We start from the raw sequence: 24,345 nt of genomic DNA, 5'->3' as shown, positions 1-24,345 counted from the left end.
TATAATAATTAGAGATCTGCGTATCATTAGATTTACGTTGCCCGTTAGTGAAGTTTCAGGCAACGTTTCTTTTTGGGGGATAGCTATATGGAAGATAAGCAAATTTTTGAGAAGCGGTGGCTATTAGCTACCAGTGAACAACGGGAGAAATACCATGCCTTAATTGCCTCTTACCCTTCAATAGAGTGGACTTTTAAAGAAAAAAGCTACCTTTTGTGGCTTTGCCAACTAGATAATGACACATTCAAATCCTTTGAAGCGATTTTTGCTAAACTGGCAAATGAACAGTAAGAGTTTTCGTGGATCAAGCTACTTCATCTCAGAAGCGTCCATCTCTTTTTTAAGAGGAGTGAAGGAAATTTCTTCCTTGCTTATTAAGAGAAAAAAGCCACAACCATTTTTCTCAACGGTTGTGGCTTTTTAGCTTAATAGGTATTCTGCTTTCATGAGCATTTCTGCTAGCAATAGCTTCACTGATTGCATTCAAAGTATACACTTGACTTAACTTGGGGTTGCACTTAATGCTTGCCCCAACTGAGGATCGATTTTTTCAATCACTCTTAGCCAATCTTGATGATCCGGGATTGTTTTAAGTAAGAGATAGTCCGTGGATAAGATGAACTCTGATAGGTATTCACTATAATTCGTTACCACGAGATCGATAGCATTTTCCTTCAAATAGGCAGTCGTCAATTCATTGATTTTTGGGAAAAACACGTAATGATCATTGCCAACATAGCGCAAAAAGCGTGCGCGGATAGCGTGACAGGTGTAAAGGTCGCCTTCTAATGTCAATGCGATTCGGTTGACCTTTTGATAATAGAGTTCCTTGAGCGCCTCACTATACAAGGTAAGCGCTGCACAGATATCAGACAGGTACTCCTTACTGACCCCAAGAATTGCTTGATTCTGCTTCAAAAATACAAGATTTTTTTGATAGGCGACGTAGCTATGCTTTAGGGGCTCATTTTTTACTTCCGTCAGCAAGCGATTCAAAATGGGCGCTAGTTGATCATTGATTTTCTTAGATAACAAAAAGGCGTGAATCATCGTCTCGATTAGTTGGGGATCATTAAATGGGATGCCCCATTCTTGAACAAAGTGTTGACTTAGCGCCTGTAGTTCAGGATAAAGTGCAAACAATGCAATGAACTGCTGTTCTTTTACGGGCTCAGTCAATGTACGCTTCATCACCGTGACTAGATAAAGCCACACCAATTCTTCTTGTGGTAGTCTCACCTGGTAAAGGGCTTCGATTTTAGGTGCTAAGTCTTTCATTACGGTAAATGCCGTGTGGTCTTTGACTATCTCAGCCAAATGAGTAGGAAGTTGGATGGTCTTTCCAGACTGATAACGCTTGATTGTAATATACAAACTATAATAAAAATCACTAGGAGCAACACCCGTGTTCACCACATCAGTTGGCACTTCTGAAAACGTCTCACTGACTACCTCAATCAGCTCTTTAGGTGGAAGCAGAGTATGAGGAGTAACATCTGATTCATAATAAAAATCTTTGAAAAATTTACGAATATTCGCTTCTACTCCACTCAAATTAACTGGTTGTAGCACCAACTCTAAACCATACTTTCTCAACGTGAGTGAAGCACTATTCAAATAACGCCGCATCGTGCTTTCTGATACATACAAGCGCTGTGCCCACTCTTCAACAGAACAAAGTTCACCATGAAAGATTGCTTCTAAAATTTGATACATACCTTCTTTTGCAACCAGCGCTCTTTTTTTGGTCAAGTATACTTTCGGATTCGTTTCCATAAAATGATAACCATTAGCCACATGCACAAACTTGGCTGCATCCTGCAAATAGGCTTTCAGTTCCTTGATATCAGAGCTGATCGTCCGTTGAGTTACATCAAGTTTGTTCGCAAAGCTTGCGATTGAACAAGTACGTTCACGCTCAAACGCATTTAAAATTTGAAGCCAGCGAACGGTCGTTTTGTTCAGCATAAAACTTAACTGCAATTCTCTCATGTTCCCCTCCTTGTAAGCGATAGTTTGTCTAACGATTTTCTTTCAAAATGTCTTAACTCTAAAAATGATTGGCTAACACATGCCTCGAAAAAGGTGTTGCACCAGTGTGTAACTTTCAGAATCTGTTGCATCGAAAGGAGTCAAACGGAGCTCTTATAGGTTTATCTACCTCATTCAGATGATTTCCTGAATCACTGTGTTTCCTAACATCTCAAGCGTTGTTTCCATAGCGACTGAGAACTGCCTCGTTCAACGCCGCAGGTTTCCTCTCTATAGTACATTATTTGCTTACAGAAAAAAACTACCCTTTTTCTTTTATTCATAATACGTTGGTTTTAGGTTGTATACTTAAGTGAACAAACGAGGTATTCTCTAGGTAGACTTATTTTTAAATGGAGGAAATTGTATGTCAAATATGGTTTATGGATACGCTCGCGTATCTACAAGACAGCAGGATCTTTCTCGTCAACTAGACTTGCTTGAACGATATGAATGCCACAAAATTTATACTGAAAAAATTAGCGGCATTCGCACAAATCGACCGGAATTAAACAAACTAAAAAAGCGAGTGAAAGAAAATGACAAAATTATTATTGAGAGCTTTTCACGGCTTGGTCGGAGCACAAAAGACTTGATTGATCTCGTCTATTTTTTCGAAAGAAAAGGAGTAAAAGTGATTAGTATCAAAGAAAATTTTGATACACAGACCCCTCAAGGAAAACTGATGATGACGGTTTTCCAAGCCTTCAGTCAATTTGAACGAGACATTATTGTGGAGCGAACCAAAGAAGGGCTAGATTCTGCTAGAGCCAGAGGAAATATTGGTGGGCGTCCACGAATCGACCCTAAACTGATTCAGTACGCCCTGAATCTTTATCAGAAGGAAGGTCGAACTGTCGTTGATATTTGTGCCCAAACTGGAATAAAACGATCGACTTTCTATCGCTATCTTCGTTTAGAAAACAACAACCACCTTTCATGAATAGGTGCTCTGATTTTGCTAATGACCCTAGATTCCCCGTAACAAAAAGCACAAGACAGATCTTGCTGATTTGTTTGATCCTTCAAAGATAACTTCTTAAGTTAGCTTTGAGGGACACTCACAGTTCTTCGTCCGGTGCTTTTTTCGTCTAGCAGATTGTTTCCTTTATTCTTCTTCATTGCTTTTTCTTTTGCTCTCTTTTCTAGAGGAACTTCCGATTATTTGTCCTCTCCCGAACCTAAGCTAAGATGCACCGAAACAGGCACCGTTCTTTTCGAAGGGCATTTATTCGTTAATTGAAGGGTGATTTACGTATAAGTAGCGCTTGTTACATCTGGTTCTATTAAGTTTCAAAGGATAAAGCTTCTTGATTGACGTAGAGTATTATATAATCTACTTAAAACCAACGTAATTTACATTCAGCACTGATTGCTTCCATAAGATTTTAAAAGAGGTGGTGATATCATTGTTAGAAAATTTATCAATCAATTTGCATCGAGACAAGTCATTTTCCCGTCAAGTAAAAATTTTACAGATGCTAAATGCAGCACCAACCGGTTATCATCCACAAGAATTGGCAACCTTGCTGGGTCTATCTATGCCGACAATCACGAAAGAACTCAATGTTTTAAGCGATAGCTTGCCAGAAGAACTGATTAAAATCAACTTTTCTGAAAGTAACATCGTTTCAATCAAGTATGCACCAAATGCCTCAATCAATTTAGCGATTCAGCTTTTAAGTATGGAAACACTCGAGTTTAAAATCATGTCGAGTATCATTGATAACAAAAAATACTCCATTCATCGAGCAACGATCGAATTTGGCTATTCTCGTAGTCACTTGTTGCGAACCATCAGCTACATGAACAAGTCTTTACAAACCTATTCTGTGACGATCGCTACGAATCAACTTGACTTTATTGGTACTGAAGCCGATATTCGTTTTTGTCTGTTTGTCTTTTTCTCCGCTTATGGTGACAGCACGATTTTAGATAAAGATAGCCCGGCGGATGCACGTCTTCTGGTCCAAAAAGCCAAGGAAGCCAACAAGAAAGAGTTACATTACAGTCATTATCGACTGGCCCTGTGGTTAAGTATCGCCAAACGCAGATGGCGCTATTCTTACTTTTTGAACTTGCCGCCTTCTTTAGAGCGTAACCTATTGGAAAAAGAACGCTTTAGCTTTTTCTCGCAAGTATTGATCGAGTATTATTTAAAAAAATACCGGATCATTCACTTACCAAAACAAGAACTACTTTGGCTCTTCCTCACTACACTCCACTGTCTGTCTTATAGTACATTGGATGTTACTGAAGAAGATGCAGCCAAATATATTTTTCACCATACAGAAAAACCGGAAATCATTGCGGAAATTGGTCTGTTTTTAAAAAAAGGCCAACAGCCTATTTCCTCTGCAGTCTCTCAGAAAATCATCTCTTATCTAGTGAACCTCCGCTTGTTATCGATGATTTCTGCCAACTATGAATTTGCTGATCCACAAATCAAAACCTTTGTTGAATCGACCTTTAAGACAGAGTACCTCGCTTGGAATAAGTGGTTGAAACAATTCAATGACCAAAGCGCCTTCTTCTCCTTTACTCACTTGGGGCATATCGCAGTTACATTGACCTTATTAAGCGAACTGGCACCTAGTACTCCGCAAAAAAAGCAACGTAAAGTGGCCTTTGCTTTTCAAGGTGGCGCTGGATTAGATGCTTTCTTAGCCGCATCAGCGGAGCTATTCAAAAATGATCAGACTGAAGTCAGTTACTTTTTCGAAGTGACTCCTGATACCCATGAATTGATCCATCAGGAAATTGATTTGATTGTCAGCAATTTTGACTTACACTTGAAAAGTAATCCCCACTTTCAGCAATTGCGAATTTCGAATGTACCAAGTCTATCTGACTGGATGATCGTTCATAAAACGATTGAACAATTGGTTCAGCCAAAGATCATCCCCGATTATTTTCCGTAAGGAAACTGACGGCTCTTTACTAAAGCCAGCCGCCAGTTTCCTTCTTTCATTTGGAAGTTCAAGAAGCAAGTGCTGCTGCCCCCTCTTCGCTTGCGTTTTGCCTACAGGAAAAGCAAAAACCCGGTTCCTCACATTCCTTTTTATCAGTAACTTAACGATGTGTTGCTCCTGGTATCTCATCACTAGAAGCCATCTAAGTAGTCGCTGGTTCCATCGCCTGCCTTTTTTAATGGAAACAACCTCTCACTTATTTCTAGGATTCGTTATAGTAACGGTCACCAAAAATAAAAAGACTTACCCCTGAATACTACACATATTTGAAAGAACTTTTATATCTATTTTTTTGATTTACGATAAAAAAAAGAAATTATTTCACTTTCCTTTTTTTGTATAATTTGAGAAAAGAAAGGGGAACAAATGTGGATTTTATCAAAGAGCTGCAATCCTTTAAAACGATCGTCGAAGAAGGGACTTTTACGAAGGCTGCTGCCAAACTAAACTATGCCCAATCAACGGTTACCAATCATATCAAAAAGTTAGAAACAGAGTTAGAAGTGGCGTTATTTTTAGAAGGGAAAAGCAATGTACTAACATTGGAAGGCGAATTGCTGAAGCAGGAAGTCCCTGGACTGATCGCCCAATGGGAGCAGGTAAAAGAACAGTTGCACAACGCTTCAAGTACGATCGACTCATCTATACGGATGGGGATCGTTCAGCCCTATGACATTTCCATTTTGCCAGAACTGCTCCATATGTTTGCTCAGCAATACCCAAAAGTGAAATTCGAGATTCTTGTGGGACCCACAATGGAATTAGCCAAGGCAGTAAAAGAAAATCGTATTGATGTCGCACTATGCTCACTTCCTCACGAGGGAAATTTTGTTTACGAAGAATTGTTCCAAGAAGAGCTTTGCTGCATCACATCGATCCACAATCCGTTAACAATCAATAAACCAGCTGATTTCGAAGGCTGTCACTTCTATCGTTTTAACGATGACAGCCTAGCACATAAAAAAGTTGAAAGCTATCTTGCCAGTTGCGTGCCATCGATCCATTGGGAATATGTCAACAATATCAGTACGATTCCTTACTTGATCGAACAAACTGGTTATTGCAGTTTAGTGCCTCGCTCTATCGTTGATCAGACCCACGCTGGAATAAAAATCTTAGCGAATCCTTTAGCAAATACACGTATGTCGATCGGATTGCTTTCAAAAAAATCCCTAATACATTCTCCCAGTATTACAAAAGAATTTGTCTTTGAATTAAAAAAACGTTTGCTCTAGTTATCTAAAGGCGATTATGTATCATTGACTTTTTATGCACGTTTGCTTTTTCTTGAATCAAGTGTAGTTATTTTGAAAGGATCAACACTGTAGAAAAGAAACAAGCTGTACAATGTCTAATGGAATCAAAGACGTTGTACAGCAAGGTTTTGGATATTTCTGACTCTCATAAAATGATGAAATCATAGCTTTTTCTCAATTTTAATCTGTGTTATCATTTTACTTTTTTTATACAAATTGATACGATTATTCATACCATTGATAAGAATCTGAAAAGAAAGGCTACTCTTAAATTTCAGAATTTTTCACCGATTGTAAAAAACAGAAACTCTACTTTGGAAAGACACAATGAACAAAAACGCTGGACGTGTAAACCGCTCGACTGTATTTTTCAGTAGCAGGTAGCTATTGCACAACGAGCCTATTTTTGCAATTGTCTGAAAAGATAGACGCTGAGAAAAGGAGGAGAAAACCATGTTTATCGTTGAAGCGATCTTCAGCTTTCTAAGAGACACATTAGGTGTGATCCTAGCCATTTTCTTAGGGACACTTTGTTTGTCGATGGTGGTCAATCTGATCGTGATCGTTGTAAAAAACACCTATACAAAATTCAAAAAAAATTATTGATCAATTGCTATCTTCCATAGATAGCTTTTTTGATCTTCTAGGTTTCTTTTTTTCCTTTGTAATATCTTTTTTCAAACTCAATCCAAGACTTGCTGAATTCATGGTTGGAAAAGGCGCTTTTTAATCCTGAGCGTTGTTTAAAGCGGAAAACTTCTTCGCGATCCATCCCTAATTCCTTGGCAATTCGTTCATCCGTCCAGTCATTAGCGACCAATTGCTGCACGATATTTCCCATCTTCTCGATGCCATGGGTACCGCGGGCCCGATTGTGACGAATCGTTGAAGCGATGCGATTCTCAAAGGGTTTGTCGATCACCGTGACCGGAACGCTTGGCAACGCCAAGCGCTCTTTTGCTACGATATACCGATGAAACCCGTCAATCAAAATATACTGGTCTTGCTCTTTATCGTGGTAGCAAACCAATGGTTGCGTAAAGCCATCTTCTCGAATCGACAGTTCCAACAAATCCATTTCTGGAGCAGCCACGGTGTTGGGATTATACGTATTCGCGTGAATCTTGTTGACTGGGATCAGCTTCGCCGCTAACACTGGAAAATCGATATCGCTCATGAGGGACTACACTCCTTTTTAGAAATGAATAATTTTTTGTTTGTCGATAGACCGCAAACCCTTTTGACTCCAAAAGGGCAATTTCACTGGGCTGGTTAGTAGAAGCGAGAATCTCTGCTTCTGGGTAGTTGCGGGTGATATCCACCAACATTTTCCGTAAAAGAAACTTTTTAAATTGAGCAGCTGGATCTTTTTCATAAAATTCCCCTAGCTCCACTTTGTTGGCGCCTTTTTCATAATAAGAAAAAGCGGTCACTCGTTTTTCATCATCAAGAATCACGTACCAGTAACAATTCTCATCATTGACTAAGTACGGAAATTGTTGCTGATACACTCGCTCTGCAAAGAAAGCTCCCATCAATTGATAGAATTGGCTTTTCTTATACGGTGGGAAAAATAAAACCAATCGTTCGTTCACAAAACCCTTCCTCTCTACGGACCCATTCGTCCATCGTTAGGTGATTTTTTTCGTTAGATACTCGTATTTGGCATTCAATTTTTTCAACTGATACTTTGGTAAATGCTCGATCCCCAACGCCGCCCCAAAATCCACCGCCAACTCATACAATTCAGACTCATCTTTTTTCGTCAAACTGTATTGTCGCGTGCTCAAGGAAAAATCATTTTTTTCTAACGCACGAGCGATCCCTTTCCAGTCATGCCAGAGTACTTCGTTTTTTAGCCACTCCTTACGTTTGGTCACATCGGGAATGTCTTCCACTTCGATTCCGTGCTTTTCTCGATAATGATCAATCAAAATCGTGATTTTGCGGTAATAATGATCCTGTAATTTCTTTGAATAAAGTCCAATTGATTCCAGTAAAAAGACCGCATACTCTTGCCAAGTCATATGACTGGGTTTTCTCGTATTGTAATGCGCCAGCAATCCTGTCTGGGCATACAAGCGACCAAAATTGGCTCCTGACACACGATTTACGACGCGCTCCCACGTTTCCGGTTCCACCAAAGCATATTGGTACAAGCCTTTTCGTTGCTGCATGCCGTAAGGCTGACAGATCCGCATTTGATGGATCGGAACGCCATGATCATACAACTTTTCATAAAAGCCATTGATCGGCCAGTCAAAACGAGCATAGGCTCCCCAGACATCTTCGGTTTTCCAATCATAGATGGGGTAAAAATTGACAACCATTGAATCTGATACTTGCCGTTTGATCCAGCATTGCTTCCGAAAGTTATACTTTGGCGATGTGATTGATCGATACCGATACAGACTTTCTTGTGTCCGAATACCTACACCGCAAGCAACGGGCACAAAGCCATGGTGACTTGCGTACCAATGAGCAAAGTTTCGCAAGAACTTATCAGGATTCATATTTGCACTCTGATAAATCTCCATCAATGATTCATCTAAATCACCAAGTGAAATCACATCTTTTGGCATTGGCTGTACCCACTTCTCCCGTTCTTGTTCATCCCACATCAGCCATTGTGGCTGAAATACGCTGGTATTGTTGTCCTCGTAAAAGGGTAAGCAAAAATGGTAAGTTTGATTGATACTTGGTAACGCTTTGATTTTTTCCATGAATACTCGTGTAGCATCATAATTTGCCTCTATATCTAAAATCAGCAGATCGAAGGTTTTCTTTTTTTGTCGGGCGACTTGATCGGCCAACTGGATCATAGCACCACTGTCTTTTCCGCCACTGAACGAAAAGTACACATGGGGAAACGTATCAAAAATATATTCCAGACGATTCATCGCCGCTTCCAGCACATCTTCCTTACAATATTTCTTCATAAAAGCTCATGTCCTCATTTTATTTGTCCTTTTTTTGAATAAGTATTACATTCTAGTATAAAGTTTCACTTGGCTTCTTACAAGGACTTAAGGGAGATTTTGCATGCGATACATGCAACTAATTGGTAACTATCATTGTAGCATGCTCCTCATTCCTCCCGACTATTCCCAGTAATCAAGAAAAAATAGTGGGGGAAAACAGCAAGCCCCCCCTTCTGAAACAAGTTCAATTGCTTTTCTTGATTCATTCGGTCAAAAGAGTTTGGAGGACTTTATCAATACGCTTCATTTGTTTTTCATTGAAGTTTGAAAGCCATACTTGATCCGTAAGCAAGCGTTTCTTTTCATGCTGAAGGTCTTTGTGTCGACTGGCTTCCTTGATATTTTCAATCATCTTCAAAAAATTGCTAATTTTTTCTTCTTTAGGCAGCAGTACATATTCTCGCTTGATTGCTTCAAACTTGTCTTCATGATCGATCACCAAAAGTTGCGTAATCAAATCGTGGGCGATCCACCGATGATAGGAGTTTTTATGGGTATGCAACGCCCAGATCCGTTCCCACTCATCATAAATCAACTCAGGGTTTTTAATGGCTACTTCTTTAATGATCAAATAACTATTAAAATACTCATTGATATGGTTTTGACCATCAACGACATTCTCCACTAGTTTCTCCCTCACCTTTCGATCATCGATCGCCGTTTGCACAAACGGTTGGGGATCAAAGGATGTTGTCTGGAAATGACGCGCGATTTCTTGGTAGTCCATGCTTTCACCTTCTTTAAAAATTATCAGATTATTTTTCAGGTTTGAACCTCTATATGTATTTTAACAGAATTCAAGTATGAAAAAAGTGGCTTTTGGATTCCCTCTTCTTACATCAATCATCAATTCTGCTCATACAGATAGACTAACGTCTTTTCGAATATCATTCTTTTTGGAAAAACAGTTAGGAAGAACCATCTTGATTCTTTATCCACTAACACATCTATTGATTTCTTTCGTTCGTCTATTGGGCTCTCGCAAGCTTCCTTTTGTATCCTCTTCCGAAAGTGGTCCTCCACAAGAGAACGTGTTGACAACTGCTTTTTCGATAAGCACCCTATTTCAATGACATAAAAAAGGAAGTCCCGTCTTCGGAACTTCCTGCGTTTCTTTTCTCTTTAAAGACTATTTCACGCATAGCTGCGAGATGCTGGATCACGCGTCCTTTCTCCGAATACCTCGGTCGGTAGGCATTTTGATCCATTGTTCGGGTGGACGTTTTCTGATTTTTTTTGGTGCAAACATCAGTTGAACCGTTCTTTTGACAAAGTTATTTCGGTATACGTTTTCCATAACTTGCACGCCCTTTTCAATTGAATTAGGAAGTGGTGACGCCGATCCTTCTTCCTACCTTTATTATAAGCCCCAAGCCGACACAAAACAAACAATTCAGTTGCTGCTCTCGCCCTGTCGTTTAGCTAAAATCTGTGAACACTCCCTTAAGTAAGAGGCATATTTTCTTGAATAATGTTCAACAATTCACCGCATATTTATTGAAAAAATAATGGAAAATTGCAGAAAAAGCTTGAATCTGCTCGAAACTAACGCCAAAGGACTGTGTTTTTGAATGAAAAATCGTTTCACTTTACTTTTTCTTAAATTTTAATTATTATTCTTTTGAAATAAGATTAATGAAGGAGATAAAAACATGGAAAAATACCAAGTGTTCCCTGGTCAAAACTATCAGGCAAATGTTATTGGCTTTACCGGTTTACAAGAAGTTAGTGTGATTCATGTTTACGAAAATACTGCAACTGTTCTAATCAAAGAAACAGCTGAAACTGGTGTTGCCAAGCTATGTAATTTTCTTGTTGGTACAACACAATTAGTTAGTTGATGCTCTTTTATTAACCAAAGCATGGGGAGCCATTTGCCCTCCAACATGTTATAGGAAAACGATCTAAAAGTCGCCTTTTGAATGATTGGCTTTTTCCTATTCATCAATTACAGTAGTATTTTTATTTATCTACTCAATATCTCTCTACTTTATATATAAATAGTGTTAGAATGAACAAAAGGAAACGTATCAGGCTTCCCCCAAGAGAATCTTCCCCAAGTACTCTTGTCTGATACGTTTCCTATTTTTGTGGCGAAAAAGCCACAGACCAATGGTAGCCCTTTACTCTGTGAAAAGCAAGCATTCAAAATTGATTTTTTCTTTATTTTTTTATTTACCTTCCTCAAATTCCCTTTAAAAAGCAGGCAAAAACACACCTCGCGGCGAAATGGTGTGTTCTTTTTATAACAATGATTATTCACGAATGATAAGTTCATATGGCAGAATGATCTGCTCTTGTTTTCTTTCTCGAAATAAGCGAAACGCCTCTTTCCCACACCGATCCAAATGAAATTCAACGGAAGGAAAGTGTAGCATTTGACTGATGAGGAGGTTTTCTTGCCCAATCACGATGGGAGCTGTCCCGTGAGGGTATTGATTTAAGATCATCGCTGCGATCTCGTCCCCATTTGTGATCACCCCATCGATTCCTCGTTCCTTAAAAAAGGCTGCTGCGGAAATCCCATCTTGTGCTTTGATGCAATCCCAATAAATATCTGCTTCAGAAAAATTAGGAAACAGCTCCTTGGCTTTTGCGATAGTGTTGACTGAATTACAGCTGAGGCGTTTGCTGCGCCCTAACGTCAACCCCAAGCGCTTTACGCCTTGTTCCTTCAAATAATTGATACTGGCTGTCACAGAGCCGACCAAGTCGATCGCAACGAAAGGAACGGCAGTACCGGTCGAATTTTCACAAAAAACAATCGGTCCTTTTTCCATGTAGGGATAAAACGTCTCGATATGATTTGCCCGAGTGATGACGATCAAGCCATCAAATCCCTTTGCAGCGAATTCTTCTAGATACTCTAATTCCAATTTCCGATCAAAATTGGTCGGTAATAACGTCACTTTGTATTTTTGGGCAAAGGCTTCTTCCATAATGCCATTTAAGATCCCATCAAAGAAGGCGTGATTGACAAACGGTACGATGACTCCAATATTATAGGTTTTCCCCGAGCTAAGTTTTTGGGCGATTTTATTCGGTTTGTAATCCAGCTCTTCCATCACCGCCAAAATCGCTGCTCGCTTTTGCTCATCAACATAAGGATGGCCATTGATCACACGAGAAACTGTCGTGATCGAAAAACCAGTAATTTTTGCTATATCGCGAATCGTTGCCATTTCTTTCATTCCTATCTGATTGTTTTGCTAGTGACCTAAGTCTACCATAGAAAATTAGTTGTTCCACTTTCGACAAATTTTCTGAAAAGGTCTCTTGGTTGATTGTACGGTATGAAACGAGTTTCATAGCAAGCCTATTGCCCACATTATTTTTCTTTAACTTCTACCTAGCATACGAAAAAACTGCTCAACATCTCTAGAAGAGCAGTTCTCTTTGATAAGCGCTCAATTCATTTCTCTAAACTGCTTTGGCGAACAACCCGTTACTTTAAAAAAATAGCGATAAAAATTACTCAAATCGCCATAACCGACGAGTTCAGCAATTTCTTGGATGGGTAAGTTGGTTTGTTTTAAATAGACTTTGGCTTTGCTGATTTTCATTTCCAATATCAATTGTGAAAAAGTTTTACCAGTTTTATTTTTTAGAATACGTGCAATTTGTCGCTGGCTATAGTTGAACTTCTTAGATAAGTCGGCAATTGATACTTCTGCAAAATGATTCTGCAAATATTGAAGCATATCGATTATTTCTGACTCCTCTCCCGCTTCAGTATCTAGGCTGACTTGATTGGTTTGTAATCCCCTTAAAAGCCTGATAAAAAAAGTATCAAGAATATTCTTCAACATTCTTTGAGAATAACCATCTGTTTTATTGATTTCTTCTGTCATTAATAAAATTCCTTCTGATAAATCAGCAGCTGGCTTCGTATGGAAATAAAGAAATCGCTTGCTGTTTTCGTAAAGTGCATTTAAAAAGAAGTGCGATAAAATATCCTTATCCTCTAATAAACCGAAAAAAGAAGCATTGAATGTACTTTTACGAATCAAAATATTGAAAGCTTCTAAATCATCGGTAAATCCACTAATAGCATGGGTAGTCCTTGGTGCAATAATCACAACATCCCCTTTTTTCAATTCATAGGTCTGATTTTCAAAAAAATTATAACAGCTACCATTTAATACATAAATCATTTCAAAAAATTCATGTGCATGGTAATTTGCCGGTAAATAGCGAATGTGTCTAATCACTTGAATGTCAGCATCTTCTTCGATCAAGTAGTGCTCCGAGAGTTCTGGTCTGAATTCCGAGAAAATTTGTTCTAGGATCAACCGTTTGCTTGAGGCTAAATTTTTGGGAATTACTTTGTCATGAAACGGTACCTGGAGTTCTAATTCTGGGCAAGCCAAATAAACTTCTTTTAATGCTTTTTCAAGAATCGTTAGTGTCGCCATTGTGAAATCCTCCAATGTCTTTTTTTACTAATCGGGTTGGCAATAATAGCTAAGACACAAAAAAGAATAGCGCTTACAATTTAGGTATCAAAAACTTAGTAGTAATACTAACAAGCCATTAAAAGAATTGCAAGCTTCATTTAGGGCAAATGTTGAAAGAAAGAAGGACAGTTTATGACAAAAAAATGGCAAGCGACTTGGATCGAACCGCAGCAAGAGCCAACTCGAAAAGAACCACCATTCAGTTTGGCGGATATGTTTTCAGGAAAAAAAGTTGTGCAGGATCCTCCCGAAGAAAGGTTACTCCCACCACATTATTTGAAAAAGATATTCACTGTTGAAAACAAGTCTATCAAACAAGCATCCCTTACGATGACGGCACACGGCATCTACCAAGCAAAAATCAATGGACAAGCGGTATCAGAAGCCTTATTTGCGCCAGATTATACCTCTTACACGCAGTATCTTCAATACCAGACATATGATGTGACCCACATGTTAAAAGAAAAAAATGTTTGGTCGGTAACGTTAGCTGACGGCTGGTACGCCGGCAGGGTCAGTGTCAGTGGCGGCAGTGCTCAATTCGGTGATCGACTAGGTATTTTAGGAGAAATCGAAATCTACTATACCGACGGTACGTATGAAATCATTGTGACAGACGAAGATTTTGTTAGCAGCCATGGCAAATATGTCTACAGTGATCTTTTTATTGGTGAAAAACAAGATTTGCGTTTAGAAAAGGAAAACTGGGAAACCGATTTTGACTTAACTGGATTTACGAAAGTGTCAAAAGCAGATTATGGCTTCGATCATTTGACTCCTCAAAGAGGACCGCAAGTCAAACGCCAAGAAAAGCTTGCAGCAAAGAGTGTTTGGTGGGAAAAGGACGCTGTGATCGTAGACTTCGGCCAAGTGATCGCAGGTCGCGTCCAGTTAGAGATTCCATTAGCTGATGGACAGGAAATCACCATTGAGCATAGCGAAGTGCTCGATCGGGAGGGACATTTTTTCAATAATATCGTTGGTAGAAACAAAGACCAAAAAGATGTATTTATTGGCAATGGCCGCGAAGCCTGCCTAGAACCTGATTTTACCTTTCACGGATTTCGCTACATCAAAATTGATGGGCTTGACGTCCTGCCTGATAAACAGTCTGTCTGGGCATACGCAATTTATTCTGATATGAAAGCAACCGGCTCTTTTACTACATCCAATCAAAAAGTAAATCAGCTGATTGAGAATATTCAATGGAGTCAAAAAGGGAATATGCTATCGATTCCAACAGATTGTCCGCAACGGGAACGGGTCGGCTGGACAGGTGATATTCAAGTGTTCGGACCAACAGCAACATTCTTTATGAATGTTTATGACTTCTTAGGGCGCTGGCTAGACAACGTTCGATTGGAGCAACAAGCAGATGGACAAATCGTCGACTATACCCCTGCCCCACGAGATTATTTTGAAGGAGAGTCGCTTACTGGTTCTTTGTCTTCTGCTGGTTGGGGCGACGCAATCGTCTTACTTCCTTGGACATTGTATCAACGGTATGGCAAGTTAGAAATTTTAGCCGAGAATTATCAAGCAATGAAGCGTTGGCTCTCCTTTAGTCGAAAAAGCGCCGCTGGGGACAAGACGGATGACAAACAATATTTATGGGATACAAAGTTTCATTTTGGTGACTGGATGTTTCCTAGCTTTATGATCGGAGAAAATGCGAAAGGTCCGATGGAAACGGCACTCGCCACGAAAGACCTTTTCGGTACGGCTTTTCTAGCACACTCGTCTCAACTTTTTGCTCAAATCAGCCAGCTACTGGGTGAAGAGGAAGAAGATTGGAATGATTTTAGTCATAAGGTAAAAGCTGCTTTTCAGAAATATTACTGGCACGATGATCACCTTACCGCTGATTTTCAAGGAAGCTATGTGATCGCACTCGCGTTTGGTCTTTTAGATGAAACAGCGTCAAAAGCTGCAGCAGCAAGACTAACCGAACTGATTATTGCAAACAATTATTGCCTAGACACTGGCTTTTTATCCATCCCTTATCTCCTTGACGTTCTTTGTGATTATGGCTATCAAGAATTGGCACTGAAGCTCTTACTACAAGAAGAATGCCCTTCTTGGCTTTACGAAGTCAATCATGGGGCAACAACGATTTGGGAGTCATGGGCATCGATTCAACCTGATGGTACAGTCTGTGATTTTTCTTTCAACCACTATGCATTTGGTTGTGTTGGGGATTGGCTAGTGAGACGTTTGGCAGGATTACAAGTAACAGAACCCGGTTTCACTTCTTTTACGGTTTCACCGCTTGAGCAAACCACGATCTCAAGTTATCACTTGAACTATACAACGGCATACGGTGACATTGAAATCGAACGGAGCAATGACCAATTCCATTTAAGAGTGCCACAAAATACGAAAGCAACCTTCCAATATGGAGAGAACTCAAAAGTTTTAACATCTGGCGAACACCATTTAACGTTTAAAGGAGAGAAAATATATGAGTAAATTGAGGTTAAAAATCGGCATCATTAGTCTGAGTTTTATGAGTATGAGTGCCCTAGTTGTGACTAATGCTTACAGTGCCATTATTGCTGATTTTCCTAATGAACCGATTGCGAAGATTCAAATGATCGGTACGATCCCTAGTTTAGGGTCTTTGATTACCACCCTATTCGTAGGAGTATTAGCGATGAAATGTCCCAAAAAAATCTTAGCTCTCTTCGGAATCCTTTTAACAGCTATTGGAGGATTAGTCCCTATCTTCTTTCATTCAAGCATCAATCTCCTATTGGCGTTTGCGCTTATTTTGGGCATTGGGATTGGGTTTATGAATACACTCAGTCCCATGTTACTCTCAGAATACTTTGAAGGAGAAGAACGAGCCGGCTTAATGGGTATCGGAACAGCAATTACTTCGTTAGGCTCCGTTGTAATGATGCTGGGTGGCGGGTTGTTAGGTGCCTCAAATTGGCAGAATACCTACTACATTTTTCTAATAACCATCCTGATTTTCTTATTATTACTAGTGAATCTTCCTATGGATAAAATTCCCATACAAACTGCAACTGACAAAAAGAACCAGTCAACCTCAGTCCCCATTGATGTCTTAAAATCAATGAGTAAACTGATTTTTGTTATTGCAGGACTCTCATTTTTCATGTCATTTATTTACACAATTTATCCAAGTAATCTCTCTATTTTGATCAACCATAAAGAAATTGGTGGTACAAGTACGACTGGATTAGTCAATGCAATTGGAACGGTCGGTGGGTTCATTGCCGGCTTCAGTTTGAAGTACATCAATCGCGTGACAAAAGACAAAACACTTGCATTAGGATTTCTATCGTTAGCTTTAACGTTTCTGATCAGCCGTTTTTCTTCAACGGTACTGACCATGTCTATCGGTGCTATTCTCTCAGGATTTGCTATGGCTATGGTTATGGCTACCATTCCTTACTATATCTCATTGAAGGCACGGCCTTTTGAGATTGCAATTGCTATGTCAGTGTTCCAATTTTTGAACTCACTGGGCGGTATTTTCTCGCCTATCATCCTGAGTTGGTTAACGATTAATCCGGGTGAACAAGCCTTTTTATTCGGTGGAATTGCTTGCGTGATCCTCAGTCTGATCGTCTTAGTAACCAATATCGGCAAACGCGCATTGAATCAAGCTCCCCTAGACAAGGATTCTCTTTCACAAGTACAGTCTTAATAAGATGATTTTCTAAAGCTCCTCTTTGCAAAAAAATAAGCCTGAAATGATGGATAACAATCATTTCAGGCTTATTCTATTAGTTTTGCACTTTCTGCAGCGCTCGTTTCTTCGTATATCTTCGCATAAGTAGCTCGATGCCCTTATCCGCAAAGCGTTGCATGTAGGCGGAAAAATTCAACAAGGCAATCAAGAGAATGAGGTTGAGATAGCTAGTATTGCCTAGGTTAAAGAGGTCGCGACCGACGATCAAAGCAGCAAAGTACAAGATCTGAGTGCTGAAAAAAATCATCGTTCGATAGCTGTTGATCGCTGGATAGACTTTTTTCTGGATCAAGCGATAGTTCCAAGCAGTAAAAATAATGCTCATGATCGATAGAGCTTTACTGCTGCTGTTGAACCAATAGCCAAAGTTGATGATCAGCAAAGTTCCTACCGTAATCGACAAGGCTGTTGGAAAAGCATTTTTGAAAATCGTCGTCATAAAGTCCCCTTTGATCCGATTGAAGTCTGGTTCAAAGTTTAAAAAGAAGGTCGGAATGCCGACAAAGCAGGCATTGATGATCGTTAATTGGATCGGCTCAAAAGGATAGGTCGTTCCTGATAACAACGTCCCCATGGTGATCATGATGGAGAATAAGACTTGCACTAGCACCAATGAACCTGAGCGGGTAATGTTATTGATCACTCGGCGGCCTTCATCCATGACCGATGGCAAAGCATCAAATTGATTTTCCAAAAGAACCAGATTTGACACTTGACGCGCAGCATCAACACCAGAAGCCATTGCGATGGAGCAGTCGGCTTCTTTTAGCGCCAAAACATCGTTGACGCCATCGCCAGTCATTGCGACGGTATGCCCTTGTTCTTTCAAGTAGAGCACCATTTCTTTCTTTTGTTGCGGCGTCACTCGACCAAAAATCTGATAGTTGCTGACAGCTTCTTTTAATTCGGTCGCAGTTAATTTTGACACATCGATAAAATCAGCAGCCCCTGGTAGATTGACTTTTTTCGCGATTTGACTGACTGTCACTGGATCATCGCCAGAGATGATCTTGCATTGGATTGCCTGTGAACGAAAATACTCCAAGGTTTCCTTGGCATCTTCACGAATCGTGTCTGACAGTAAATAAAAGCCCAGCGGTTCAATATCCGTCGGCAGTCCTGCCTCCTCATAGCCTTGCGTACTGTGAGCCAAAACGATCACTCGGTAGCCTTCTTCTGCCAGCTGCCTTTCCTGTTTTAAGACAGCTTCATGGTTGGTTCCCAGTAAAATCGACGCAGCTCCGATGAAATAAGTGCCTTGTCCTTCAAACGTGACGCAACTGAATTTACGATCTGATGAAAAAGGGACGACTTGCTGCATCTGGTACGTCGTTTTTTCTGGGAAAAAGGTTCGCAGCGCCATTGCCGTTGGGTTCTGATCGGGTAGCTGCGCCATTAAGTTACCAGTGATTTCTGCCAACGGTGTTTCCGATTGAAAGGAAATCGTCTTTTCCACCGTCATCTTGCCTTCGGTGATCGTGCCCGTTTTATCTAGGCAAAGAACATCGACCCGTGCCAAGGCATCAATGCAGTTCAATTCCTGCACCATCACTTTTTTGCGCGCCAGATAGACGGCACTGATGGTCAACGTGACACTCGTCAATAAAAACAAACCTTCGGGGAACATTCCCACAGCTGCCGCCACCGTCCGTAAGATGGCGGTGTTGAAAGTTGCATGAGAGAAATAGAACTGCTTGACGAATAAGAGGGTACATAACGGCACCAAAATCAAGCTGATCCAACGAATGATTTTATTCAAACTACCTTGGATCAAGTATTTTTGTCGTTTGATGGTTTTGGCTTCTTTGTTGATTTTTGCGATATAGTTGTCAGCGCCTACGTGGATCACTTGGCATAACGCTTCGCCAGCAGTGATAAAACTGCCAGAAAACAACTCGTCTGCTGGCTGCTTGTAGATCGTATCCATTTCACCAGTCAGCAAGGATTCATTGACTTCTAAAGATCCTTGAATGACTTTGGCATCCGTCGGCACTTGATCCCCGCTTTTCAGTCGTAACACATCATCCATTACGAGTTTGTAGATCGGCAAGTTCTCCAGCTTGCCATCTCGATAGACATCCGCTTTGGCAACTTTTAGCAATGCCAGCTTATCCAGCGTTCGTTTGGAACGAACTTCTTGAAAGAGATTGATGATCACATTGCTGAAGACAACAAAGACGAACAAACCGTTTTGATAAGAACCCGTCAAACAGACGAGAAAGAATAGGACACAGTTGATCAAATTGAAAAAGGTAAAGATATTGGTAAAAAGGATTTTCGGGTACGTATTCGTCGTATCCTTTTTTGTCTTATTGACTTGACCGCGCTGCACCCGCACCTTGACTTCTCCTGACGTCAAGCCAATGGTTTGGTTGTTTTCGATGATCCTCACCCTTTCTATTCTTAGTCATTTACTTTTATTTTGCTGAATATTCAGCAAACTTGCATCAGACTTGGGAATGGTTTTGTGTTTTTTCTATAAAACCAATTGGCGTCGATTGCGTAAGATACGCCATCGACTCCCCGCTTTTTTTCTGTAAAAAAACAAGTACTGTTTAAAATATAGCATACCCTTTTACGAATTGGCGTTTCATTTTTGTCACCTTCGCGTCACTTTAGGAATTAAAATAACAGTTTATTCCTTAACCTGAACCGACTAGACAATAAGCTATCATAGGCTTTCCAGGTGGTTTCTTGCGATGACACAAAACAAAAAAAACAGCTGATCTTCACAGATCAACTGTTTAACAATTCTTTAAGTTAGCTGTTCCCTCAGTTGCTAAAAAACGCTCAACCAGCTTGCTTCTTTTATTGATCAATGCAGCGCTTCCTTTTTCCATTTTCGGATTTTCGTTCGGAAATTGGTAAAGGGTGCTACTGTATTGATATGGATCCATTTATAGACTGGCCACTGTGCTTTGGTGGTTGCCCAATCCCGCTGCCCTGCTTCAAACAATTCCTGATCGGATAAGCCTTCGATCCACTGGCAAAGGGCCGTCACTTTTTGGTCTAAGAGCTCTTGCTGCTGTGCTAAGGTCAAACTGCCGTATGTCTGATAAAAAGATTGATACAATCCGCCAAGGTTGTTCCATTTGTACCCTTCAGCAGGTGTGTGAACGCTCATCCCTTGCTGTTCCTGTGCTTCCCATGACAATAACAAACTGACCCAGCCAATTTGGTAAGACAAGTTTTCTGAAGGGGTCTTGTCGACACTTGCTATCCGTTGATTTCGCAAGGCTTCAGGAATTTCATCAAATTCTTGGCGAAATTTTTGGTAACGTTCTGTGATCTCTTGGATCAGCGCTACTTTGCTTTCATACTGTCTCATTGTTTGTCCTCCTATTCAGGAAAATAGCTGCTCTTTGTCGCTTTCAGCAATGGCGATAAAAATCGTTACTTCGCCGTCTGGCGCATATTGCTCAAAATCAAAGGAATACCTGCGCTGCAGCTGCTGGTTTTCTTCCTCAGACCAGATTTGACGCCAAGTAGTCAAAATGCCCTGCGCATCGCGTCGATCGATCGGATACTTTTTCCAAGTATATTTTTCTGTATCAAAGTCTGCTTGCTCCGTTCCTTCGCAACAAAGAGAAACGGCATAGTCTCCTTGATAGTTTGACTCATACTCGTGGTAAACGCAAGCGATGACCGTTCCTTTTTCTGCGGCTTTCTTGACCGCCTCGCTGTTTTTCTCCCATAAGCCAGTGATTTTTGCTTGAATCGCTGGATCAGTAAAATTATTGGTTCTTTCCGTTGCCATTATCGAAAATTTCATTAGAGTTCCTCCTTCTTTGTCTTTATGATACGATAGAAACCTAGACACCTTCTGTCAGTGTTTTATCATCTTTTTATAAAAGGAGTAACACCAGTGAGCACGACACGCCTGTTCGGCCTTATCTACCACCTGTTGAATCATGAAAAAGCAACCACTTCTGAATTAGCCAAACAATTTGAAGTCTCGACTCGCACCATCACCAGAGATATCAATACCCTAAGCAGTATTGGCGTGCCCATTTATACCGAAACGGGTCGAAATGGCGGCGTTTATCTGTTAAGCAGTTTTGTGTTGGATAAAGTGTTATTATCAGAGGAAGAACGAAAAAACCTACTTTTGGCGTTGAAAGGGATTCGCCAGCTAACGCCACAGATCAGTGGGCAATCGCTGGCAAAACTGCAATCCTTGTTTAAGCAGCCCGATGCTGATTGGCTAGAAGTGGATTTTTCCACTTGGCATCGGCGAGAAAACGGCAACGACACGTTTGATTTATTAAAAAAGAGTATTTTAACGAACCACGTGATCACCTTTGACTATATCAGTAAACAGGGACCGCAAAAACGCGTCTGTCAGCCTTACAAACTGCTTTTTCGTTCGCAAGCATGGTATCTGCAAGCCTTCGACCAGCAAAAGAATGCCTTTCGGACATTTAAAATCAGCCGCATGAGTCAGGTCCACCTCACTGACCAGCATTTTTTTCCGGTCACTGCGCCTGATTCTGCCATTGAATTGACTGTTACCACCTATCCTGCTCGTCTATTCTTTCAAGCCGACGTTCTTTATCGGGTATATGATGAGTTCGATCATCAGGATATTACTTTGACGGAGGAAGGCACTGCTGTGGTAACCGTTGATTTACCCGAGGAAAGCTGGGTAGTGCCCTATTTGTTATCCTTTGGGAAAAGCCTACGCATTTTAAGTCCCCCTCGATTAAAGAATCGTTACCAAGAAGAAGTTGCTGCGATTTATGCCAACTTGTCTGAGAACGAGGGTGCGAACTGATTTTTCAAGAAATGGATCCCTATTGAAAGGAGTGTTTGATTTGAAAGAAGTGATCGTAGACTATGGCGGGGTTTCGCTAGCCCGCCTTTGCCAGCAGTTGGAAGAACAGCAGATTCACTTAAACGCGTATGGCAACCAGCTCTTGCGCCATCCCCATCTCTCCCTCAGTGCCGATAAACAGCGTGCTACTTGTGTGATTGTTTCCCTTAAAGAACTGGGACTCACACAAGGTGGGGCTTTGACGGAGATTTTTGCAGCTGCATTTTCTTACGGATTGAGCGATTGTACCTTGGAAATGGCCTTACACTTTCGCCTCAGCTATCGTCAACTGGCAAATAGTACCGGACTGAAATCCCACGGAAAAGCGCCAGCTGCTGCAATCACGATTGCTTCTATGCCTTTGGAAAAAGCCGACGATTTCCCCAAAGGATTCTACATTCGCCGCATCGATGGAGCTGACTGGTTGCGAGGCTATACTTGCGATGCACACCACCAATTTTCCCCGGATGACCTGTTTTTGTTTCAACGACGAGACCCGTTGTCAGAGACCTTCATCTGAAGGGGAAACAAATAGTTACCAATCAAACGTCCCAAATTCCCCTTACTACAATCATTCTGCAGGATAGGGAGGACCCAAAAGGACGAAAGGAGAAACAGATGAACTTAATCCCAATGAAAGACAGCGACTATGCTGCCTACTTAGCCAACGCTGTTTTCGAATACGCCAATGACAAAGTCCAAGCAGGCACATGGGCCAAAGACGAGGCCCTCACCCTAGCCAAAGAGAGTTTTGCTTCTTTGCTTCCTCAAGGACCTGCTACCGAGAACAATCACTTGTTTTCCTTATTACCAGCTGATTTTAGTGAACCGATCGGAGTGATTTGGGTCAACACAGCTGCCCAGAAAGCCTTCATCTATGACTTTATTATCGAGGAAGACCAGCGAGGAAAAGGCTATGGTACCAAAGCCTTACAGGCTTTGGAAAAGTGGGCGGTCCAGCAAGGCATCACTGAGATCGGCTTGCACGTTTTTGCCCATAATCAATCTGCGTATCAGCTATACAAAAAAATGGGCTATTTGGAAACAGATATTACGATGGTTCGACGTTTCGCTGAATGAGTGGTGTTGAATATGCCCGATCATTAGAACAAAAAAATTGATTGATCAGTGCCGGAGCCAAACAAAAAGAAACGACAGAAAATCGTCGTTTCTTTTTTCTATTTACAGAAAACCACTCTTTCAGATAGGGAATGGTTTTTTCAGTAGCATCGCCATTGTCGAGCCTTCTTCGCTATAAGGACTACCTTTGACATCGCCGAATATCTCACAAATATCAAAACCGGCAGTCCTAGCTTCTTTTATCAATGCATCTTTTGAAAAATAGGTCGTCCATAAATAATAATTTGTGACCTCATCTTCTGCTAAAATCGTTGTTTGCTCCAGCAAGACGTGATCAGGATATTTCCATCGTTGATTCAGCACAAGATGGGGCTCCCCCCGCCAAAACCCTTCTGATTCGTGACTTTCCCAGGTCTGCTCTTCATTAAGCGTTAAAAACTGTGCAATCGTAAATACATCGAACAAAAATTTGCCCCCCGGTTTTAGATGCGCCAGCACATTTTTTAGCAGTAGTTTGCGTTCCTCTGGATTTAAGGCACCATAGTCGCAATAAATCAAGGTAATAAAATCAAATTGCTGAGGTAACGCCATCTCCAAATAATTATCAAATAGATAGGTAATATTTAATTGCTGCTTACTCGCGGAATCTCTCGCATAGGCGATGGACCTTCTGGAGTAATCAACCCCTGTCACTTCATAGCCCAGCGCTGCAAATTTTTCCGCATAGATCCCTGGTCCGCAGCCGATATCAAGAAGTTGCGTCTGTTTTTCTGGCGGAACAAGGCGACTGATCCATCGAACGGATTCGTCGATAAAGTCAACCTTTCTACTCGCTCCCTCAAAATCAGGATCCAAATGAGCCTTTAACATTTGCTTGGAAATATACGCATCGTCCCAAAACGCCTCTGCCATTTTTTTATAGAGCGGTGGCCGCTCGATTGCTTTTCTCAATTCTTGGTACATCTTCTTTTCCCCTTTCAAAATAATTGAAAAACAAAAAAGACCGCAGATTTCACTCTGCGGTCAACCTTCAA

General features: G+C 40.8%; 22 protein-coding genes. 11 read left to right on the top strand and 11 right to left on the bottom strand.

Features of this window, described 5'->3' with window-relative positions:
* Window positions 1-87 precede the first annotated feature (87 nt).
* The gene (locus tag IGI78_RS03110) at window positions 88-291 is read left to right on the top strand and encodes a hypothetical protein (RefSeq protein ID WP_077453641.1); all 204 of its coding nucleotides are present in this window, start codon (window positions 88-90) and stop codon (window positions 289-291) included.
* A gap of 210 nt (window positions 292-501) precedes the next feature.
* On the opposite strand, the gene IGI78_RS03105 is transcribed toward IGI78_RS03110, so the two are convergent.
* Window positions 502-1,992 carry a helix-turn-helix domain-containing protein gene (locus tag IGI78_RS03105; RefSeq protein ID WP_430618411.1) on the bottom strand — a complete coding sequence of 497 codons (1,491 nt, stop codon included), beginning with the start codon at window positions 1,990-1,992 and terminating at the stop codon, window positions 502-504.
* A 406-nt stretch (window positions 1,993-2,398) separates the two neighbouring features.
* Between IGI78_RS03105 and IGI78_RS03100 the strand changes: the two genes are divergently transcribed.
* The 4 genes from IGI78_RS03100 (at window position 2,399) to IGI78_RS03085 (ending at window position 6,865) form a co-directional block, all read left to right on the top strand.
* A complete protein-coding gene (locus IGI78_RS03100; RefSeq protein WP_081119030.1) occupies window positions 2,399-2,974 on the top strand; it encodes a recombinase family protein in 576 nt (191 codons plus the stop codon).
* Window positions 2,975-3,440: 466 nt separating this feature from the next.
* On the top strand, window positions 3,441-4,952 hold the full coding sequence (locus IGI78_RS03095) for a helix-turn-helix domain-containing protein (protein WP_430618409.1): 1,512 nt from the start codon (window positions 3,441-3,443) through the stop codon (window positions 4,950-4,952).
* Window positions 4,953-5,347: 395 nt separating this feature from the next.
* Entirely contained in the window at window positions 5,348-6,238 is an 891-nt protein-coding gene (locus IGI78_RS03090; protein ID WP_430618407.1) for a LysR family transcriptional regulator, read from the top strand.
* Between the two features lie 474 nt (window positions 6,239-6,712).
* Window positions 6,713-6,865, top strand: a complete 153-nt coding sequence (locus IGI78_RS03085) for a hypothetical protein (RefSeq protein WP_430618406.1) — start codon at window positions 6,713-6,715, stop codon at window positions 6,863-6,865.
* 37 nt (window positions 6,866-6,902) lie between these two features.
* On the opposite strand, the gene IGI78_RS03080 is transcribed toward IGI78_RS03085, so the two are convergent.
* From IGI78_RS03080 to IGI78_RS03065, 4 genes are all read right to left on the bottom strand, one after another.
* Complete coding sequence (locus tag IGI78_RS03080) at window positions 6,903-7,436, bottom strand: IbrB-like domain-containing protein (protein ID WP_077453646.1); 534 nt, start codon at window positions 7,434-7,436, stop codon at window positions 6,903-6,905.
* Entirely contained in the window at window positions 7,363-7,854 is a 492-nt protein-coding gene (locus IGI78_RS03075) for a hypothetical protein (RefSeq protein ID WP_077453647.1), read from the bottom strand. The genes IGI78_RS03080 and IGI78_RS03075 overlap by 74 nt, the downstream gene beginning before the upstream one ends.
* Window positions 7,855-7,890: 36 nt before the next feature.
* Window positions 7,891-9,198, bottom strand: coding sequence for a DUF3440 domain-containing protein (locus IGI78_RS03070; protein WP_430618404.1), 1,308 nt, complete (start codon window positions 9,196-9,198; stop codon window positions 7,891-7,893).
* A 244-nt stretch (window positions 9,199-9,442) separates the two neighbouring features.
* Window positions 9,443-9,967 carry a hypothetical protein gene (locus IGI78_RS03065; RefSeq protein WP_194194865.1) on the bottom strand — a complete coding sequence of 175 codons (525 nt, stop codon included), beginning with the start codon at window positions 9,965-9,967 and terminating at the stop codon, window positions 9,443-9,445.
* A gap of 925 nt (window positions 9,968-10,892) precedes the next feature.
* On the opposite strand from IGI78_RS03065, the gene IGI78_RS03060 reads away from it, so the two are divergent.
* Window positions 10,893-11,081, top strand: coding sequence for a hypothetical protein (locus IGI78_RS03060; RefSeq protein WP_081119023.1), 189 nt, complete (start codon window positions 10,893-10,895; stop codon window positions 11,079-11,081).
* Window positions 11,082-11,495: 414 nt separating this feature from the next.
* Here IGI78_RS03060 and IGI78_RS03055 read toward each other — a convergent pair whose 3' ends face one another.
* Together IGI78_RS03055 and IGI78_RS03050 are read right to left on the bottom strand one after the other, a co-directional pair.
* The gene (locus tag IGI78_RS03055) at window positions 11,496-12,422 is read right to left on the bottom strand and encodes a LacI family DNA-binding transcriptional regulator (protein ID WP_430618402.1); all 927 of its coding nucleotides are present in this window, start codon (window positions 12,420-12,422) and stop codon (window positions 11,496-11,498) included.
* Window positions 12,423-12,647: 225 nt separating this feature from the next.
* On the bottom strand, window positions 12,648-13,655 hold the full coding sequence (locus IGI78_RS03050) for an AraC family transcriptional regulator (RefSeq protein ID WP_016609719.1): 1,008 nt from the start codon (window positions 13,653-13,655) through the stop codon (window positions 12,648-12,650).
* A gap of 174 nt (window positions 13,656-13,829) precedes the next feature.
* Between IGI78_RS03050 and IGI78_RS03045 the strand changes: the two genes are divergently transcribed.
* A complete protein-coding gene (locus IGI78_RS03045) occupies window positions 13,830-16,166 on the top strand; it encodes a family 78 glycoside hydrolase catalytic domain (RefSeq protein ID WP_430618400.1) in 2,337 nt (778 codons plus the stop codon).
* Entirely contained in the window at window positions 16,159-17,373 is a 1,215-nt protein-coding gene (locus IGI78_RS03040) for an MFS transporter (protein ID WP_430618398.1), read from the top strand. Before IGI78_RS03045 ends, IGI78_RS03040 begins: the two co-directional genes overlap by 8 nt.
* A gap of 79 nt (window positions 17,374-17,452) precedes the next feature.
* On the opposite strand, the gene IGI78_RS03035 is transcribed toward IGI78_RS03040, so the two are convergent.
* From IGI78_RS03035 to IGI78_RS03025, 3 genes are all read right to left on the bottom strand, one after another.
* Window positions 17,453-19,810, bottom strand: coding sequence for an HAD-IC family P-type ATPase (locus IGI78_RS03035; protein WP_430618397.1), 2,358 nt, complete (start codon window positions 19,808-19,810; stop codon window positions 17,453-17,455).
* 423 nt (window positions 19,811-20,233) lie between these two features.
* Window positions 20,234-20,746, bottom strand: a complete 513-nt coding sequence (locus tag IGI78_RS03030) for a ClbS/DfsB family four-helix bundle protein (protein ID WP_121260015.1) — start codon at window positions 20,744-20,746, stop codon at window positions 20,234-20,236.
* A 15-nt stretch (window positions 20,747-20,761) separates the two neighbouring features.
* Window positions 20,762-21,190 carry an effector binding domain-containing protein gene (locus tag IGI78_RS03025; protein ID WP_430618395.1) on the bottom strand — a complete coding sequence of 143 codons (429 nt, stop codon included), beginning with the start codon at window positions 21,188-21,190 and terminating at the stop codon, window positions 20,762-20,764.
* Between the two features lie 93 nt (window positions 21,191-21,283).
* On the opposite strand from IGI78_RS03025, the gene IGI78_RS03020 reads away from it, so the two are divergent.
* The 3 genes from IGI78_RS03020 to IGI78_RS03010 all read left to right on the top strand — a co-directional run bounded on the left by IGI78_RS03020 (window position 21,284) and on the right by IGI78_RS03010 (window position 23,311).
* A complete protein-coding gene (locus IGI78_RS03020; RefSeq protein ID WP_430618394.1) occupies window positions 21,284-22,192 on the top strand; it encodes a helix-turn-helix transcriptional regulator in 909 nt (302 codons plus the stop codon).
* A complete protein-coding gene (locus IGI78_RS03015; protein WP_430618393.1) occupies window positions 22,182-22,751 on the top strand; it encodes a helicase in 570 nt (189 codons plus the stop codon). Before IGI78_RS03020 ends, IGI78_RS03015 begins: the two co-directional genes overlap by 11 nt.
* Window positions 22,752-22,849: 98 nt before the next feature.
* The gene (locus IGI78_RS03010) at window positions 22,850-23,311 is read left to right on the top strand and encodes a GNAT family N-acetyltransferase (RefSeq protein ID WP_430618391.1); all 462 of its coding nucleotides are present in this window, start codon (window positions 22,850-22,852) and stop codon (window positions 23,309-23,311) included.
* A gap of 120 nt (window positions 23,312-23,431) precedes the next feature.
* On the opposite strand, the gene IGI78_RS03005 is transcribed toward IGI78_RS03010, so the two are convergent.
* On the bottom strand, window positions 23,432-24,274 hold the full coding sequence (locus IGI78_RS03005) for a class I SAM-dependent methyltransferase (protein WP_430618389.1): 843 nt from the start codon (window positions 24,272-24,274) through the stop codon (window positions 23,432-23,434).
* Window positions 24,275-24,345: the final 71 nt, after the last annotated feature.

Source organism: Enterococcus sp. DIV1767 (assembly GCF_050542585.1).
Lineage (GTDB): Bacteria > Bacillota > Bacilli > Lactobacillales > Enterococcaceae > Enterococcus_D > Enterococcus_D innesii.
This window is presented reverse-complemented; position numbering and strand designations above follow the sequence as displayed.